The 15,569-nt window shown below is 73.7% G+C and carries 9 protein-coding genes and 1 pseudogene; 9 read left to right on the forward strand and 1 reads right to left on the reverse strand.

What is annotated here, in order from left to right; translation table 11 throughout:
• The first annotated feature begins 12 nt into the window (after positions 1–12).
• The 8 genes from ligA (at position 13) to AMK13_RS45765 (ending at position 11,916) form a co-directional block, all read left to right on the forward strand.
• A complete protein-coding gene (gene ligA / locus AMK13_RS06760; RefSeq protein ID WP_074001493.1) occupies positions 13–2,301 on the forward strand; it encodes an NAD-dependent DNA ligase LigA in 2,289 nt (762 codons plus the stop codon).
• 322 nt (positions 2,302–2,623) lie between these two features.
• A complete protein-coding gene (locus AMK13_RS06765) occupies positions 2,624–4,423 on the forward strand; it encodes a putative bifunctional diguanylate cyclase/phosphodiesterase (RefSeq protein WP_079271897.1) in 1,800 nt (599 codons plus the stop codon).
• Positions 4,424–4,651: 228 nt separating this feature from the next.
• Positions 4,652–4,948 (forward strand): Asp-tRNA(Asn)/Glu-tRNA(Gln) amidotransferase subunit GatC, encoded by a 297-nt coding sequence (gatC, locus tag AMK13_RS06770; protein ID WP_049657766.1) that lies wholly within the window; start codon positions 4,652–4,654, stop codon positions 4,946–4,948.
• A gap of 5 nt (positions 4,949–4,953) precedes the next feature.
• On the forward strand, positions 4,954–6,447 hold the full coding sequence (gene gatA, locus AMK13_RS06775; RefSeq protein ID WP_074001495.1) for an Asp-tRNA(Asn)/Glu-tRNA(Gln) amidotransferase subunit GatA: 1,494 nt from the start codon (positions 4,954–4,956) through the stop codon (positions 6,445–6,447).
• Entirely contained in the window at positions 6,444–6,701 is a 258-nt protein-coding gene (locus AMK13_RS06780) for a hypothetical protein (protein WP_049657770.1), read from the forward strand. Before gatA ends, AMK13_RS06780 begins: the two co-directional genes overlap by 4 nt.
• A gap of 83 nt (positions 6,702–6,784) precedes the next feature.
• Positions 6,785–8,290: an Asp-tRNA(Asn)/Glu-tRNA(Gln) amidotransferase subunit GatB gene (gatB, locus tag AMK13_RS06785; protein WP_049657772.1), complete on the forward strand. Its 1,506-nt coding sequence runs from the start codon at positions 6,785–6,787 to the stop codon at positions 8,288–8,290.
• Between the two features lie 249 nt (positions 8,291–8,539).
• Positions 8,540–8,698: a hypothetical protein gene (locus tag AMK13_RS43380; protein WP_158077676.1), complete on the forward strand. Its 159-nt coding sequence runs from the start codon at positions 8,540–8,542 to the stop codon at positions 8,696–8,698.
• Positions 8,699–8,850: 152 nt separating this feature from the next.
• Complete coding sequence (locus AMK13_RS45765; protein ID WP_274538668.1) at positions 8,851–11,916, forward strand: helix-turn-helix transcriptional regulator; 3,066 nt, start codon at positions 8,851–8,853, stop codon at positions 11,914–11,916.
• Positions 11,917–11,950: 34 nt separating this feature from the next.
• On the opposite strand, the pseudogene AMK13_RS46385 reads toward AMK13_RS45765, so the two are convergent.
• Positions 11,951–12,178: pseudogene (locus AMK13_RS46385) on the reverse strand (hypothetical protein); the annotation flags it as partial.
• A gap of 331 nt (positions 12,179–12,509) precedes the next feature.
• Between AMK13_RS46385 and AMK13_RS06795 the strand changes: the two are divergent.
• Positions 12,510–15,533: a putative bifunctional diguanylate cyclase/phosphodiesterase gene (locus AMK13_RS06795; protein WP_443333949.1), complete on the forward strand. Its 3,024-nt coding sequence runs from the start codon at positions 12,510–12,512 to the stop codon at positions 15,531–15,533.
• The last annotated feature ends 36 nt before the right edge of the window (positions 15,534–15,569 follow it).

Below are 15,569 nucleotides of genomic sequence, written 5' to 3' on the forward strand. Positions count from 1 at the left end.
GGAGGGCTTGCGGTGACGGCTGTCGAGGGCTGGGAGGACGTCCCGGCGGAGGTGCGCAGGCGGCACGCCGAGCTGGCGGCGGAGATCACCGACCACCGGGCCCGGTACTACGAGCAGGACGCGCCGGTCGTCAGCGACGCCGAGTTCGACGTGCTGATGCGGGAGCTGGAGGGGATCGAGGCCGAGCACCCGGCCCTGGTCACCCCGGACTCGCCGACGCAGCGGGTCGGCGGCGCCCCCACTGTGCTGTTCGCCGAGGTCGAGCACCGTGAGCGGCTGCTCAGCCTGGACAACGCGATGGACGACGAGGAGCTGGCGGCCTGGGCGGAGCGGGTCGCCACCGAGCTGCACGGCATCGACTACCACTACCTGTGCGAGCTGAAGGTGGACGGCCTGGCCGTCAACCTCACCTACGAGAACGGGCAGTTGACGCAGGCGGCGACGCGCGGCGACGGCCGGGTCGGCGAGGACATCACCGCGAACGTCCGCACCATCAAGGAGATCCCGCACCGGCTCAAGGGCGAGAACGTCCCGGAGCTGGTGGAGATCCGCGGCGAGGTCTACTTCCCGACGGAGGAGTTCGACGCGCTCAACGCCTCCTTCGCGGAGGAGAACGAGCGGCGCCGGCAGGAGAACGAGGAGCGCGCCAGGGAGGGCAAGCGGCCCCGGGCGATGATCCGGCTGTTCATGAACCCCCGCAACGCCGCCGCCGGTTCGCTGCGCCAGAAGGACCCGCACGTCACCGCCTCCCGCCCGCTGCACATGGTGGTGCACGGCATCGGCGCCCGGGTCGGCTTCGACATCGACAACCAGTCGCACGCCTACCGGCTGCTGCACGACTGGGGCCTGCCCACGGCCCGGCACAACAGGGTGGTGGGGACGCTCGCCGAGGTGCGGGCGTTCATCAAGCACTTCGGCGAGCAGCGGCACTCGGTCGAGCACGAGATCGACGGCGTCGTGGTGAAGGTGGACGAGATCGCCCTGCAGGGCCGGCTCGGCGCCACCTCCAAGTCGCCGCGCTGGGCGATCGCCTGGAAGTACCCGCCGGAGGAGGTCACCGGCCGGCTGGCGGAGATCAAGGTCGGCATCGGCCGCACCGGCCGGGCCACCCCGTACGCGGTGCTGGCCGAGCCGGTGAAGGTGGCCGGCTCGATGGTGCAGTACGCGACGCTGCACAACCAGGAGATCGTCAAGGCCAAGGACGTGCTGCTCGGGGACACCGTGGTGCTGCGCAAGGCGGGCGACGTCATCCCGGAGATCCTCGGCCCGGTGTACGACCTGCGGGACGGCACCGAGCAGGCCTTCGTGATGCCCTCGCACTGCCCGGAGTGCGGCAGTGAGCTGCGGCCGATGGCCGAGGGGGACATCGATCTGCGCTGCCCGAACGCGGAGCGCTGCCCGGCCCAGATCCGGGAGCGGATCGCCTTCCTCGGCGGGCGGCAGTGCCTGGACGTGGAGGGGCTGGGCTACGTCGCGGCCACCGCGCTGACCCAGCCGCTGGAGCCGGCCGAGGCGCCGGTGCGCAACGAGGCCGACATCTTCCGGCTGACGCGGGAGAAGCTGCTGCCGATCAAGGTGCTGGTCCGGGACCCGAAGACGGGCATGCCGAAGCTGGACGACAAGACGGGCAAGGAGAAGGAGGTCTTCTTCTTCGCCACCACCAAGGGCGAGCCGAAGAAGTCGCTGCAGGCCCTGATCGACAACCTGGAGGCGGCGAAGCAGCGGCCGCTGTGGCGGTTCGTCAACGGTCTGTCGATCCGGCACGTCGGTCCGGTCGCCGCGCAGGCGCTGGCCCGGGAGTTCCGCGACCTGACGAAGATCTTCGAGGCGAGCGAGGAGCAGCTGGCGGCCGTCGAGGGGGTCGGTCCGACGATCGCCCGCTCGATCCAGGAGTGGTACGCGGAGGAGTGGCACAAGGAGGTCCTCCGGAACTGGGAGGCGGACGGCGTCCGCTTCACCGAGGAGTTCGCGGACGAGGAGGAGGCGGAGCGCCCGCTGGAGGGGCTGACCGTGGTGGTGACGGGCACGCTGGCCGGCCACACCCGGGACGGCGCCAAGGAGGCGCTGACCTCGCGCGGAGCGAAGGTGACCGGTTCGGTTTCGAAAAAGACCGATTTTGTGGTCGCTGGTGACAACCCAGGGTCCAAGTACGACAAGGCTGTTCAGCTCGGCCTGCCGGTCCTGGACGACGCGGGGTTCACCGTCCTGCTTGCCGACGGGCCGTCCGCCGCCCGCGCCCACCTGGGGCTTCCGGAGCCCGAGGAGGCCGGAGAGGCGGTGGGGGAGACCGTCGAGGACTGATCCGGAGCCGCCCCGATCGGCTGATGACCGGATCGGTGTTGTTATCGTCCTGATGCAACGTCACCGGGTGCCGCACCGTGAAAGCGGGCATTGTGTCACTGTGCGGCACCCGGGCGCGGTGGCGCGTTTCCGGTTGTCCGAAAGTCTGCCCACCGGGTGGACCCCGGCATACCCTGGAGCGCAACAGAGTGTCAGCAGGGGTGGGGGCGCCGGCTGGACCGGAGTTCCACGGGGTCGCTCCATGCCCGGCAGCTGTCGGTACCGGCACGGTGCCTCACCGTAAGGCGGCCTGACGGGGCGGGCCCGACGGAGGACAGGGCTTATGGATCGTACGACCGGCGGTGCGCCCACACGCCCGCCGCAGGGGGTGGCGGGTGCGGTCCTGCTGCTCGGCGTGCTGCTGGCCGGAGCCGCGCCGCTCATCCCGCTGGCCGTCCTGGTCTACCGGTACGAACCCGAGTTGCTGCCGCTGTTCGCCGTGCCCCTGGCGGTGCTGGTGGCGGCCTGGCGGATCGCCCGGGACCGCGCCCGCGACCAACTGACCGACCCGCTGACGGATCTACCGAACCGTCAGGCCCTGCTGCTGGCCGCCCAGGAGGCGATTGCGGAGTGTGAGCAGGGGTACAGCGTCGGTCTCATCCTGCTCGACCTCGATCGCTTCCGATCGCTCAACGACACACTCGGTCATACGGCCGGCGACCGGCTGCTGGTTCACATCGCCCGCCGGCTGCACCGGGCCCTGCGCTCCGGCGGCCCGGCCGGCAGCGCCACCCGGGAGTCCATCGACGACGTCTTCGCCGGCCTGCCCCGGCACTACCGCCGCGGCCGCCCGATGGTGGCCCGGATGGGCGGCGACGAGTTCGCCGTCCTGCTGCCCGGCATCAACTGCCCGGACAGCCTGGAGCGGGTCGCCAAGGCGCTGATCGCCGAACTGGCCGCCCCGATCCGGCTGGACGGGCTGCTGCTCGTCCTGGAGGCCAGCGGCGGCGTCTGCGTCTACCCGCAGCACGCCCAGGACGCCGAGTCGCTGCTGCGCCGGGCCGACGTCGCGATGGGCCACGCCCAGCGCGGCTGCTGCGGCGTCGCCCAGTACGACGAGACCCAGGACGCCGACACGCCGTACCGGATCGGGCTGTTGGGGGACCTGCGCCGGGCGCTGGAGACCGGCGAGGTGCAGCTGCACTACCAGCCGAAGGTGGCCTTCGACGGCCGGGTGGTCGGCCTGGAGGCGCTGCTGCGCTGGGAGCGGCCCGGCCAGGGGAAGGTCTCGCCGGACGAGTTCGTCGGGCTCGCCGAGTCCAGCGGCCTGATGCCGCGGCTCACCGACTACGTGCTGGAGGCGGCCGTCGGCCAGCTCGCCTACTGGCGCGAGCAGGGCCTCCAGGTGCAGGTCGCGGTCAACGTCTCGCCGCGCGACGTGCTCAACCCCGGCTTCGCCCAGCGGGTGGCCGGCCACCTCGTCCGCCACCAGGTGCCGGCCCACGCGCTCCAGCTGGAGATCACCGAGCGGCTGCTGCTGGACGACTCCCGGCGGGCCGCCGACACCCTGGCCGAACTGCGCGGCTACGGCGTCGGGATGTCCCTGGACGACTTCGGCACCGGGCACTCCTCGCTGGTGCGGCTGCGCAGCCTGCCGGTCGGCGAGCTGAAGATCGACCGCTCCTTCGTCTCCCGGATGGTCGCCGACGACCACGACGCGGCGGTGGTCCGCTGCTCGGTGGAGCTCGCCCACTCGCTGGGCCTGACCGTGGTCGCCGAGGGCGTCGAGGACGACGAGACCTGGGAGCGGCTGCACTGCATGGGCGTGGACGCCGTCCAGGGCTGGCTGGTGTCGGCCGCGCTGCCGGCCGAGCAGGCCACCGCCTGGCTGCGGGTGCACCGCACCGGCGCCCCGCCGGTGGAGCGGCTCGGCCTGCCGCCCCAGCTGCACGCCGGCTTCCAGCCGGCCCAGGGCGCCAAGCCGATCGGCCCGGCGGCCAGGCCGCCGGCGCTGCCGCCGACGACGCTCCCGCCGGTCCGGCCGCCGGTCATCCCGCCCACGCTGCCGCCGGTGGCCCAGGTGGTGCAGGCCGCGCACCGGGAGATCAAGCCGCAGGGCTGGGCCCGCACCCGGCCGCAGTAGCCCGCCGGACGCCGCCGCCGGGCCGCGACGGGAGCCGGCGACGGGCGTGACAGGTGTCGGCGACGGCCGCCGCGGATCACTCGTTGGCCGGGGTAGGGGACGGGCCCCATAGGATGGGGTCCAAAGACCACGAGGACGGAGCGCCGAACCCGGCTGCTCCTGCCCGGGCCCGGCTCCGCCCGCAAGGCACCGCCGGGTCTCACCAGAACTCACCCTGAGGATCGCTGCATGCCTGGCATCACGCGCGAGGAGGTCGCCCACCTCGCCCGGCTGTCGCGTCTTGAGCTGAAGCCCGAAGAGCTGGACCACTTCGCCGAGCAGCTCGACGTGATCATCGGCGCGGTCGCCCGCGTTTCCGAGGTCGCCGGACAGGACGTCCCGCCGACCTCCCACCCGCTGCCGCTGACCAACGTCATGCGCGCGGACGAGGTGCGGCCGTCGCTCACCCCGGAGCAGGCGCTGTCCGGCGCCCCCGCCTCCGAGGAGCAGCGTTTCCGTGTGCCGCAGATCCTCGGGGAGGACTGACCGATATGACCGAGCTGATCCGCTACACCGCCGCCGAGACCGCGAGCGCCATCGCCAAGGGCGAGGTGTCTGCCGTCGAGGTCGCGCAGGCCCACCTGGACCGCATCGGAGCCGTCGACAAGAAGGTCAACGCCTTCCTGCACGTCGACACCGAGGGCGCGCTGGCCGCGGCCAAGGCCGTGGACGACAAGCGCGCCAAGGGCGAGGAGCTGGGCCCGCTGGCCGGCGTCCCGCTCGCGCTCAAGGACGTCTTCACCACCAAGGGCATCCCGACCACCTGTGGTTCGAAGATGCTCGAGGGCTGGATCCCGCCGTACGACGCCACGCTGACCAGCCGTCTCAAGGACGCTGACGTGGTCATCCTCGGCAAGACCAACATGGACGAGTTCGCGATGGGCTCCTCCACCGAGAACTCCGCGTACGGCGTGACCGGCAACCCGTGGGACCTCTCCCGCATCCCCGGCGGCTCCGGCGGCGGTTCGGCCGCCGCGCTGGCCGCCTTCGAGGCCCCGCTGGCGATCGGCACCGACACCGGCGGCTCGATCCGCCAGCCCGGCGCCGTCACCGGCACCGTCGGCGTCAAGCCGACCTACGGCTCGGTGTCCCGCTACGGCCTGGTCGCCTTCTCCAGCAGCCTGGACCAGGGCGGCCCGTGCGCCCGCACCGTGCTGGACGCGGCCCTGCTGCACGAGGCCATCGCCGGCCACGACCCGCTGGACTCCACCTCGATCGACGCGCCCGTCCCGGCCGTCGTCGAGGCCGCCAAGATGCGCGACATCCGCGGCATGCGGATCGGCGTCGTCAAGGAGTTCGCCGGCGAGGGCTACCAGGCCGGCGTGATGCAGCGCTTCAACGAGTCGGTGGAGCTGCTGCGCGAGCTGGGCGCCGAGGTCGTCGAGGTCTCCTGCCCGTCGTTCACCCTGGCGCTGCCGGCGTACTACCTGATCGCGCCCAGCGAGTGCTCCTCCAACCTGGCCCGCTTCGACGCGATGCGCTACGGCCTGCGGGTCGGCGACGACGGCAGCCGCTCGGCCGAGGAGGTCACCGCCCTGACCCGCGAGGCCGGCTTCGGCCCCGAGGTCAAGCGCCGCATCATCCTGGGCACCTACGCGCTGTCCTCGGGCTACTACGACGCCTACTACGGCTCGGCCCAGAAGGTCCGCACGCTCATCTCGCGCGACTTCGACGCGGCCTTCGCGGGCGTGGACGTCCTGGTCTCGCCGACCACGCCGACCACCGCCTTCCCGATCGGCGAGCGCGCCGACGACCCGATGGCGATGTACCTGGCCGACCTGTGCACGATTCCGTCGAACCTGGCGGGCAACGCGGCCATGTCGCTGCCGGTCGGCCTGGCCCCGGAGGACAATCTCCCGGTCGGCCTCCAGATCATCGCACCCGCGATGGCGGACGACCGCCTGTACCGCGTGGGCGGCGCCGTCGAGGCCGCACTCAACGACAAGTGGGGGCACACCCTGCTGGAGGAGGCACCGGCACTGTGAGCAAGATCGAGAAGGCCAAGGGCTCCGGCTCGCTGAAGGGCTTCAAGCACTCCAAGCCCGGCCTGTGGCTGTCCATCGGCACCAGCGCGTTCGGCGCGATCTCCGTCGTCAAGGACGTCCGCAAGGCCCGCGAGGAGAGCGACACCCTCAAGCTGGTCAACGCCCTGGTCGGCGCGGCCGCGCTGGTCACCGGCACCGCCCTGCTGGTGCGCGAGCTGCGTCAGCTGGGCTCCGACGACGTGCTGCTGGGCTGAGCTGAGTCAAGCGCCCAGGCCCGGCCCCGCGCGACGCGGCGGCCGGGCCCGTACCTCCCAAGCTTCAAGTGAGAAGGGACGCTGTGAGCGTCATGAACCTGGTCTCCTACGAGGACGCTCTCGCGTCGTACGACCCGGTGATGGGCCTTGAGGTCCACGTCGAGCTGGGTACCAAGACCAAGATGTTCTGCGGTTGCTCGACCGAGCTGGGTGCCGAGCCGAACAGCCAGACCTGCCCGACCTGCCTGGGCCTGCCGGGCTCGCTGCCGGTGGTCAACGCGGTCGGCGTGGAGTCGGCGGTCAAGATCGGCCTGGCGCTGAACTGCGAGATCGCCGAGTGGTGCCGGTTCGCGCGGAAGAACTACTTCTACCCGGACATGCCCAAGAACTTCCAGACCTCGCAGTACGACGAGCCGATCGCCTTCAACGGCTACCTCGACGTGCAGCTGGAGGACGGCTCGACCTTCCGGGTGGAGATCGAGCGCGCCCACATGGAGGAGGACACCGGCAAGTCCAGCCACGTCGGCGGGGCCACCGGCCGCATCCACGGCGCCACCCACTCGCTGCTCGACTACAACCGGGCCGGCATCCCGCTGATCGAGATCGTCACCAAGCCGATCGAGGGCGCCGGCGAGCGCGCCCCCGAGGTCGCCAAGGCGTACGTCGCCGAGCTGCGCGAGGTGATCCGCTCGCTCGACGTCTCCGAGGCCCGGATGGACAAGGGCCAGATGCGCTGCGACGTCAACCTGTCGCTGCGCCCGAACGGCACCGAGACCTTCGGCACCCGCTCGGAGACCAAGAACGTCAACTCGCTGCGCAGCGTGGAGCGGGCCGCCCGGTTCGAGATCCGGCGCCACGCCACCGTGCTGACCGACGGCGGCACCATCGTCCAGGAGACCCGCCACTTCCACGAGGAGGACGGCTCCACCACCTCGGGCCGGATCAAGGACAACGCCGAGGACTACCGCTACTTCCCCGAGCCGGACCTGGTGCCGGTGGCCCCCGCCCGCGCGTGGGTCGAGGAGCTGCGCGCCGCCCTGCCCGAGCTGCCGCGGGTGCGCCGCGCCCGGCTCCAGGCCGAGTGGGACCTGTCCGACAAGGACATGCAGTCGGTGCTCAACGCCGGTGCGGTGGGCCCGATCCAGGAGACCATCGCGGCCGGTGCCCCGGCCGACCAGGCCCGCAAGTGGTGGATGGGCGAGCTGGCGCGCCGCGCCAACGAGACCGGCACCGAGCTGAGCGAGCAGCCGATCACCCCGGCGCAGGTCGCCCGGGTCGCCGCGCTGGTCGCCGAGGGCAAGCTGAACGACAAGCTGGCCCGCCAGGTCATCGAGGCCGTGCTGGCCGGCGAGGGCGAGCCGGACGCGATCGTCGAGAAGCGCGGCCTGGCCGTGGTCTCGGACGACTCCGCGCTGGGTGCCGCCGTCGACCAGGCCATCGCCGAGAACGAGGGGATCGCCGCCAAGATCCGCGACGGCAAGGTCCAGGCCGTGGGCGCGCTGGTCGGCGCGGTCATGAAGGCCACCCGCGGCCAGGCCGACGCCGCCCGCGTGAAGGACCTGATCCTGGAGCGTCTGGGCGCAGCCTAGGTCGTCAGCCCTTCCTTCCTAAGGCGTCTAAGGCATCTAAGGCCCTCTAAGTAAGGCCTAAGGCCCCGCCTCACCTATGTATCTGGGTGAGGCGGGGCCTTAAACCTTTTCTGGCGCCCGATCTGCGCCCGATCTAAGGCATCCGGGCCCCGGAAGATGCGGCAGGCTCCCGATGCGGCACCCCCCACTGGCGGAGGAAGCTCTTACCTGTCAGCAGGACGCAGTGGAAAACCCGAGGGGGAACCGGAAATGATCGAGTACCAGACCTTCCAGCAACAGGCCCACGAGCTCGTGGCCCGCGCCGAGCACGAGCGCCTGGTGCGCGAGGCCAAGGAGGCCCGCCGCCTGCGGCAGCGCCCGGTGGCCGCCCGCTTCCAGCGGCGCCCCGTGCGTCGGCCCGAATGCTGACGGTGCGGCACCACGACGGTGCCGAAGGAACTCCGGAGGGGGAGACGCTGCGAGTGAGCGTCTCCCCCTCCGGGCGTTCGGGCCCTTCGACCCGTTCGCCAGGGGAGATAACCCCTCGGCCGGGCCCCACCGGCTATGGCATGCTCGCCTCCATGCAGCACACATCGGTCAGCCCCGTCTTCGTCGGCCGCGGAAGCGAGATCACCGAGCTGACCGACGCGCTGCGCCGCGCGGGCACCGGCAGCCCGCAGTCCGTCCTGATCGGCGGCGAGGCGGGGGTCGGCAAGACCCGGCTGCTGGAGGAGTTCCTGGAGCGGGCCGCCGCCCAGGGGGCGGTCACCTCGCTCGGCAGCTGTCTGGAGGTCGGCGCCGAGGGCCTGCCGTACGCGCCGCTGGCCGCCGCGCTGCGCCGGCTGCACCGCTCGCTGGGCGCCGAACTGGAGGCCGCCGCGGCCGGCAGCGAGAGCCATCTCGCCCTGCTGCTCTCCGAGTTCGGCGAGGTGGACGGCGAACCCAACGACGAGTACAGCCGGGCCCGGCTGTTCGAGCACACCGCGAGGTTGTTCGAACGGCTCGGCGCGGAGCGTACTCTCGTCCTCGCCGTCGAGGACCTGCACTGGTCCGACCGCTCCACCCGCGAGCTGCTCGCCTTCCTGGTGCGCACCCTGCACCGCTCCCGGGTGCTGCTGGTCGCCACCTACCGCACCGACGACCTGCACCGCCGGCACCCGCTGCGCCCCTTCCTGGCCGAGCTCGAACGGCTGCGCACCGTCCAGCGGCTGGAGCTGGCGCGGTTCGACCGCCGCGAGGTGGCCGCCCAGCTGGCCGGCATCCTCGGCACCACCGTCCCCGACCGCCAGCTGGTGGACCGCATCCACCGCCGTTCGGAGGGGAACCCGTTCTTCGTCGAGGAGCTGGCCACCGCCTTCGAGGACGGCTTCGGCGCCGGGCTGACCGACTCGCTGCGGGACATCCTGCTGGTACGGGTCGAGGGCCTGGACGAGGAGGCCCAGCGGGTGGTGCGGATCGCCGCCGAGGGCGGCTCGCACGTCGAACACGCCCTGCTGGCCGCCGTCCTGGACGACGACGAGGAGGCGCTGATCGAGGCGCTGCGGGCGGCCGTCGGCGCCAACATCCTGCGCCCGGACAGCGAGGGCGAGGGCTACCGGTTCCGCCACGCGCTGGTCCGCGAGGCGGTCTCGGACGACCTGCTGCCCGGTGAACGGCACCGGATCAACCGCAGGTTCGCGCTCGCGGTGGAGGCCCAGCCGCAGCTGGTCCCCGGTGACGCGCTGGCCGCCCGGCTGGCCAACTACTGGTACCACGCGCACGATCCGGCCCGCGCCCTGCCGACGGCCCTGGACGCCGCCCGCGCGGCCCGCCGCCGCAACGCCTTCGCCGAGCAGCTCGGCATGCTGGAACGCGCCCTGGAGCTGTGGGACCTGGTCTCCGAGGAGGTGCTGGCGCACACCCTGCGCCCGTACGACTGGGCCGAGACCTACCCGCCCGGCTCCTGCGACCACAGCACCGCGGACGGGGACTGCGACCGGATCCAGCTGGTCGACGTGCTGGCCGAGGCGGTGGTCGCGGCCCGGCGCTGCGGCGACCGCGAGCGCGGCCTGAGCCTGGCCAAGCGCGGGCTGCGGCTGGTCGACGAGGCCGAGCACCCGGTGCGCGCGGCCTGGTTCCGGATCAACCGGGCCCGGATGCTGGGCAGCCTGCGCCGCTCCGGCGACGAGGAGGAGATCGCGAACGCGCTGCGGCTGGTGGAGCACCTGCCGCCGACCGCGGTCCAGGCCGAGGTGCTCGCGCTCGGCGCCGGGACGGCGATGCTCAAGAAGCCCACCCCGGCGGCGATCGAGCTGGCCGAGCGGGCGATCCGGATCGCCGAGGAGGTGGGCGCGCACTCGGTCGAGGTGCACGCCCGGATGACTCTCGGCGGCCTGCGCTACGACGTCCAGGGCGACGCCGAGGGCGGGCTGGCCGAGCTCGCCGGGGCGGTCGAACGGGCCCGCCGGCTGGGCGTGCCCGACCTGCTGCTGCGCGGCATCAACAACCTGGCCAGCATGCAGCGCGGACTCGGGCACCCCGAGGACGCGGTCCGACTGGCCCGGGAGGGCCTGGAGTACGCGAACGGCAACGGCCTGCTGCGCAACATCGGCGCCATCCTGACCGGCAACCTGGTCGAGGCGCTCGCCGACCTCGGGCGGGCCCGGGAGGCCACCGAGGTGCTGGTCGGCTACGAGGCGGCCAGCCCGACCGGCACCCACGCCGAGTTCCTGGACCGGATGCGCGGCGAACTCGCCCTGCTCAAGGGGGACCTGGCCACCGCGGGGACGATGCTGGCGCAGGCCCGGTCGGCCAACCGGGTCGGCCAGGTCCAGCACAGCGTGCCGATCAGCCGACTGGCGGTGCGGCTCGCGGCGCTCGGCGGCCGGCCGCTGGAGGCCCGGGTCGAACTGCTCGCCGCGCTGGAGGAGGACGGCCGGCTCGGCCACGAGTCCGACGTCTACCCGCTGCTGGCCGAGGCCGCCGCGGTGGAGGCGGACAGCCGGGGCCTGCCGCAGGCCGAGGCGGGCCGGGCCGGGGCGCTGGCCGCGATCGCCGGGGCCGCCGCCGCACTGCGGCCCCGGGCGCCGCTGCACCACGGCTGGGCCCGGCTGCTGGAGGCCGAACTGGCCCGCGCCGAGGGCGCGGACACCCCGCAGGGGTGGGCCGCCGCCGTCGAGGCGCTGCGGCCGACCGGCCTGCCGTTCCCGCTGGCGCTCGCCCTGCTGCGGGCCGGCGAGGCCGAGGTGCAGGCCGGCCGGCGCGAGGCCGCCGCCGAACTGCTGCGCGAGGCGGCCGAACTGGCGGCCGCCCGGGGCGACCGGCTGCTCGGCGGGCAGATCGCCGCGCTGGCCGAGCGGGCCGGGCTGAGCCTCGCCCCGGCCGGGCGGACGGCCGGCCGGGCGGGCGGGGGGACGGCCGCGGTGCCGGCCCAGGCCGCGGGGGACTCCTTCAACCTCACCCCCCGGGAGCGGGACGTGCTCCGGCTGCTCGCGCGCGGCTGGACCAACCGGCAGATCGCCGAGGAGCTGTACATCTCTCCGAAGACCGCGAGCGTGCACGTCTCCAACATCCTCGGCAAGCTCGGGGTCGGCGGCCGGGGCGAGGCGGCCGCACTGGCGCACCGGCTGAGGCTGTTCCCGGAGGACCTGGCCCCCTCGGGCCGCTGAACAGGGCCCCGCTGAACAGGACTCCACTGAGCAGGGCCCCGCTGAGCAGGGCCCCGCTGAGCAGGGTCCCACTGAACTGGGCGCCACGACGGACCCGGACCGGCCCCGGCCGGTCCGGGTCCGCTGTCCGTCCGCCCCGGCAGCACGGATCGTCCACCCTGGCACCGGTGTTCGGGCGCCGCCGCGTGCTCCCGTGCGCGCCGCGTGAGCCCCTGCCCGCGCGCCGCCGCCAACCGGGCCGATCCGTAGGAATCAGGGGCATTTCCCCACCCTTTCGCCATTACTCTAAGTTGAGTGTGCGTGTCATTGAGTGACGGGATTGGTGTAGGGTCCATTTTGGGAGCATCGGTACGGTGCGGCGGCCGGCAGGCCGCCCACCCCCTGGGCCACCGTCCTGACGGGGCGCCAGGCCACCGCGTACGTCCGACAGGTGCGCGGCCGGTGGCCCGTGGCCGGGGCGCGAGGCCCCGGGCCGGAGGGGGAGAGGCCGAGTGAGCTCCACCGAAACGGTGCTGCCCGGAACCGGACGGCCGGACGCACCGCACACCGACACGTCCGCCGCCGACGTGCCCGCACCCGCCCGCCGCGGCCCGCTGTACCGGCCCGGGGTGAGCCGTACGCTGCCCGGGTTCGCCCTGGGCGCGCTCTGCGTGGCCTACGCCACCGGCGCCGCCGCCGGCTGGGGATCGCACCAACTGTCCGTCTTCATGGGCGACTTCGGGCTGGCCGCGGCGGCCCTGGCGGCCGCGCTGTCCTGCCTGGTGTACGGCTGCACGGTCGGCGGCCACGCCCGCCCGGCCTGGCTGCTGTTCGGCCTCTCCTCGCTCATGGTCGCCTTCGGCAACGGCACCTGGGGCTGGTACGAGCTGGTCGTGCGCACCCCGCTGCCCCGGGACTCGCTCGCCGAGTACGCCTTCCTGCTGTTCGCCCCGCTCGCCATCACCGGCGTCCTGGTGCTCGCCCAGCACCCGCGCACGGCGGCCGGCTGGCTCTGCCTGCTGCTCGACGGCTGGCTGATCGCCGGCTCGCTGTTCACCCTCAGCTGGAGCCTGGCGCTCGGCCGGATCGCGGCCGGCGAGGACGGCTCACCGCTGCGCCTGGCCCTCAACCTGGCCTACCCGGTGCTGGACATCCTGCTGGTCAGCCTGGTGGTCGGGCTGCGCTTCGGCGGCCGGGACGGCAACCGGGCGGCGGTGCACACCGCGATGCTGGCCCTCGCCGTCACCGTCACCTGCGACGCCCTGTTCACCTCCCCGGAGCTGCGCAGCAGCTACCACTCGGGCGAACTGCTGGACGCCGGCTGGTTCGCCGGCAGCCTGCTGCTGGGCTGGGCGCCGTGGTCGCCGCGCTGGCGCCGTCCGCTGCGCGACCACCCCTCGGCCGGCGGCCTGCCGCACCGCCGGGTGGCGACCACCTTCAGCGCGCTGACCCCGTACGCGGCCGCCGCGGTCTGCACCGCGGGCATTCTCTACAACGCCCTCGGCGGACGGGAGTTGGACCGGGTGGTGGCCGCGGCCGCCTGCACCGTCGGGCTGGCGCTGATCCTCCGGCAGGGCGTCATGCTGCTCGACAACCTGTCGCTGGCGCAGGAACTCGCCCACAAGGAGGCGCACTTCCGCTCGCTGGTGCAGGGCTCCAGCGACGTCATCATGATCGCCGGCGCCAACGGCGTGCTCTCCTACGTCTCCCCGGCCGCGCTCGGCGTCTACGGGCGGGACCCGGAGGAACTGGTCGGCGGCAACCTGCTGGACCTGGTCCACCCCGAGGACGTCGGCCGGGTGCTCTCCGAGGTCCGCCGCTACCTCGCCAGGGTCCGGCTCACCACCCACCGCAGCCCCGGCACCGCCGAGCCCTCCGCCCGGGTCGAGTGCCGGATCAGCTCCGGCGCCGGCGAGTGGCTGTACGTCGAGTCGACCGTCAGCAGACACCGCGACGGCCTGCTGCTCAACAGCCGGGACGTCACCGAACGCGTCATGCTCCAGGCCCAGTTGCAGCACAACGCCTTCCACGACCCGCTCACCGACCTGCCCAACCGGGCGCTGTTCACCCAGCGGCTGCGGGCCGCCCTCGGCGCCCGCGGCCAGCAGGGCGGGACGGGCGCCGGGATCGCGGTGCTCTTCATCGACCTGGACGGCTTCAAGGCGGTCAACGACACCGCCGGGCACCAGGTCGGCGACGAACTGCTGGTGCAGGCGGCCCGCCGGCTGCAGAGCGCCGTCCGCTGCGGGGACACCGTCGCCCGGTTCGGCGGCGACGAGTTCGCCGCGCTGGTCTGCGGCCCGCTCGGCCGCCTCCAGGTCCAGGAGCTGGCCGAGCGGCTGCGCCTCGCCCTCTCCGAGCCGTACTGGATCGGCGGCGCCGAACTCGGCGTCGCCGCCAGCATCGGCATCGCCTTCGGCACCCCCGAACGCGGCCCGGCGGCCGACCCCAGAACCGCGGCCGACGAGCTGATGCGCAACGCCGACCTGGCGATGTACCGGGCCAAGTCCGAGGGCAAGGGCCGGGTGGTGCTCTACACCCCCGCGATGCGGGCCGACCTGGAGCGCCGCACCGAGCTGGAGGAGCGGCTGCGGCTGGCCGTCCGGGAGGGCGGCTTCACCCTGCTCCACCAGCCCGTGGTGGACCTCGGCAGCGGCGCGGTGACCGGCGTCGAGGCGCAGGCCCGCTGGCGCTCGGTGGGCGGCCTGCTGCTCACCCCGGCCGAGTTCCTGCGCTCGGCCGAGCACGGCGACGCGGCCACCCGGTTCTCCCGCTGGCTGGTCCTGGAGGCGGTCAGCGCGGCCGTCGAGCGGCGCGGCCTGCCCGGCGGCAGGGGCCGCGGCACGCCGGAGCCCGTCCCGGTGGCCGTCAGGCTCTCGGTGGAGCGGCTCTGCTCGCCCGGCCTGTACGAGACGGTGGCCTCGGCGCTGCGCGACAGCGGGCTGCCCGCCGACGAACTGGTCATCGAGGTGGCCCGGATGGGCCCGGACTCGCTCGCCGACGAACTCGGCCGCCGGCTCTCCGCCCTGCGCGGGCTCGGCGTCTCCACCTGGCTGGCCGGGTACGGCGCCGGCGGCGGCTCGCTCGGCGCGCTCGCCCGGCTGCCGCTGGACGGGCTCAAGCTGGACCGCACGCTCGTCCAGGACCTCGGCGAGTCCCCGCTCAGCCGCACCCTCGCCGGGCACGCGCTGCGGCTCGGCCGCGACCTCGGGATGACCACCGCCGCCGAGGGGGTGGACCTGCCCCGCCAGGTCGCCGCGCTGCGGGAGCTGGGCTGCGGGCAGGCCCAGGGCTCGGCCTTCGCCCCGCCGCTGGACGAGCCCCGGCTGCGCCGGGCGCTGGCCCGCCGCGGCTACCCGCTGCCCACCCCGACCGGCCCGCTGCCCACGCCGCCGGGCCCGGTCTCCACCCCGGCGGGCCCGGCCGGACCGCTGTCGGCCCGCCGCCCGTACCCGCCCGCCGACACCCGCCCGCCCGCCCCCGAGGACACCCGGACGAGTGGCCGCGGCAGCGGCCGGACGGACGCCGCGCCGGGGCGTGGCGCACATCACCATGGCGGCTCTGACCTGCCCGGACACCGTGCCGTTACTGGCCCGCCGGGTGGTCCGCATGGCGAGACGGTCGTCCCACCTGCTTGACACGCCGCCCCGCACGGGAGGAAGGTCGTTGCCATG

It is taken from the genome of Streptomyces sp. CB02056, assembly GCF_001905545.1.
GTDB lineage: Bacteria > Actinomycetota > Actinomycetes > Streptomycetales > Streptomycetaceae > Kitasatospora.

What these genes read in the sequence shown, in the direction of transcription:
- AMK13_RS06765 (WP_079271897.1), top strand. Translation starts at nt 2,624, where the DNA reads ATGGATCGTACGACCGGCGGTGCGCCCACACGCCCGCCGCAGGGGGTG.
- gatC (WP_049657766.1), top strand. Translation starts at nt 4,652, where the DNA reads ATGCCTGGCATCACGCGCGAGGAGGTCGCCCACCTCGCCCGGCTGTCG.
- gatA (WP_074001495.1), top strand. Translation starts at nt 4,954, where the DNA reads ATGACCGAGCTGATCCGCTACACCGCCGCCGAGACCGCGAGCGCCATC.
- AMK13_RS43380 (WP_158077676.1), top strand. Translation starts at nt 8,540, where the DNA reads ATGATCGAGTACCAGACCTTCCAGCAACAGGCCCACGAGCTCGTGGCC.
- AMK13_RS45765 (WP_274538668.1), top strand. Translation starts at nt 8,851, where the DNA reads ATGCAGCACACATCGGTCAGCCCCGTCTTCGTCGGCCGCGGAAGCGAG.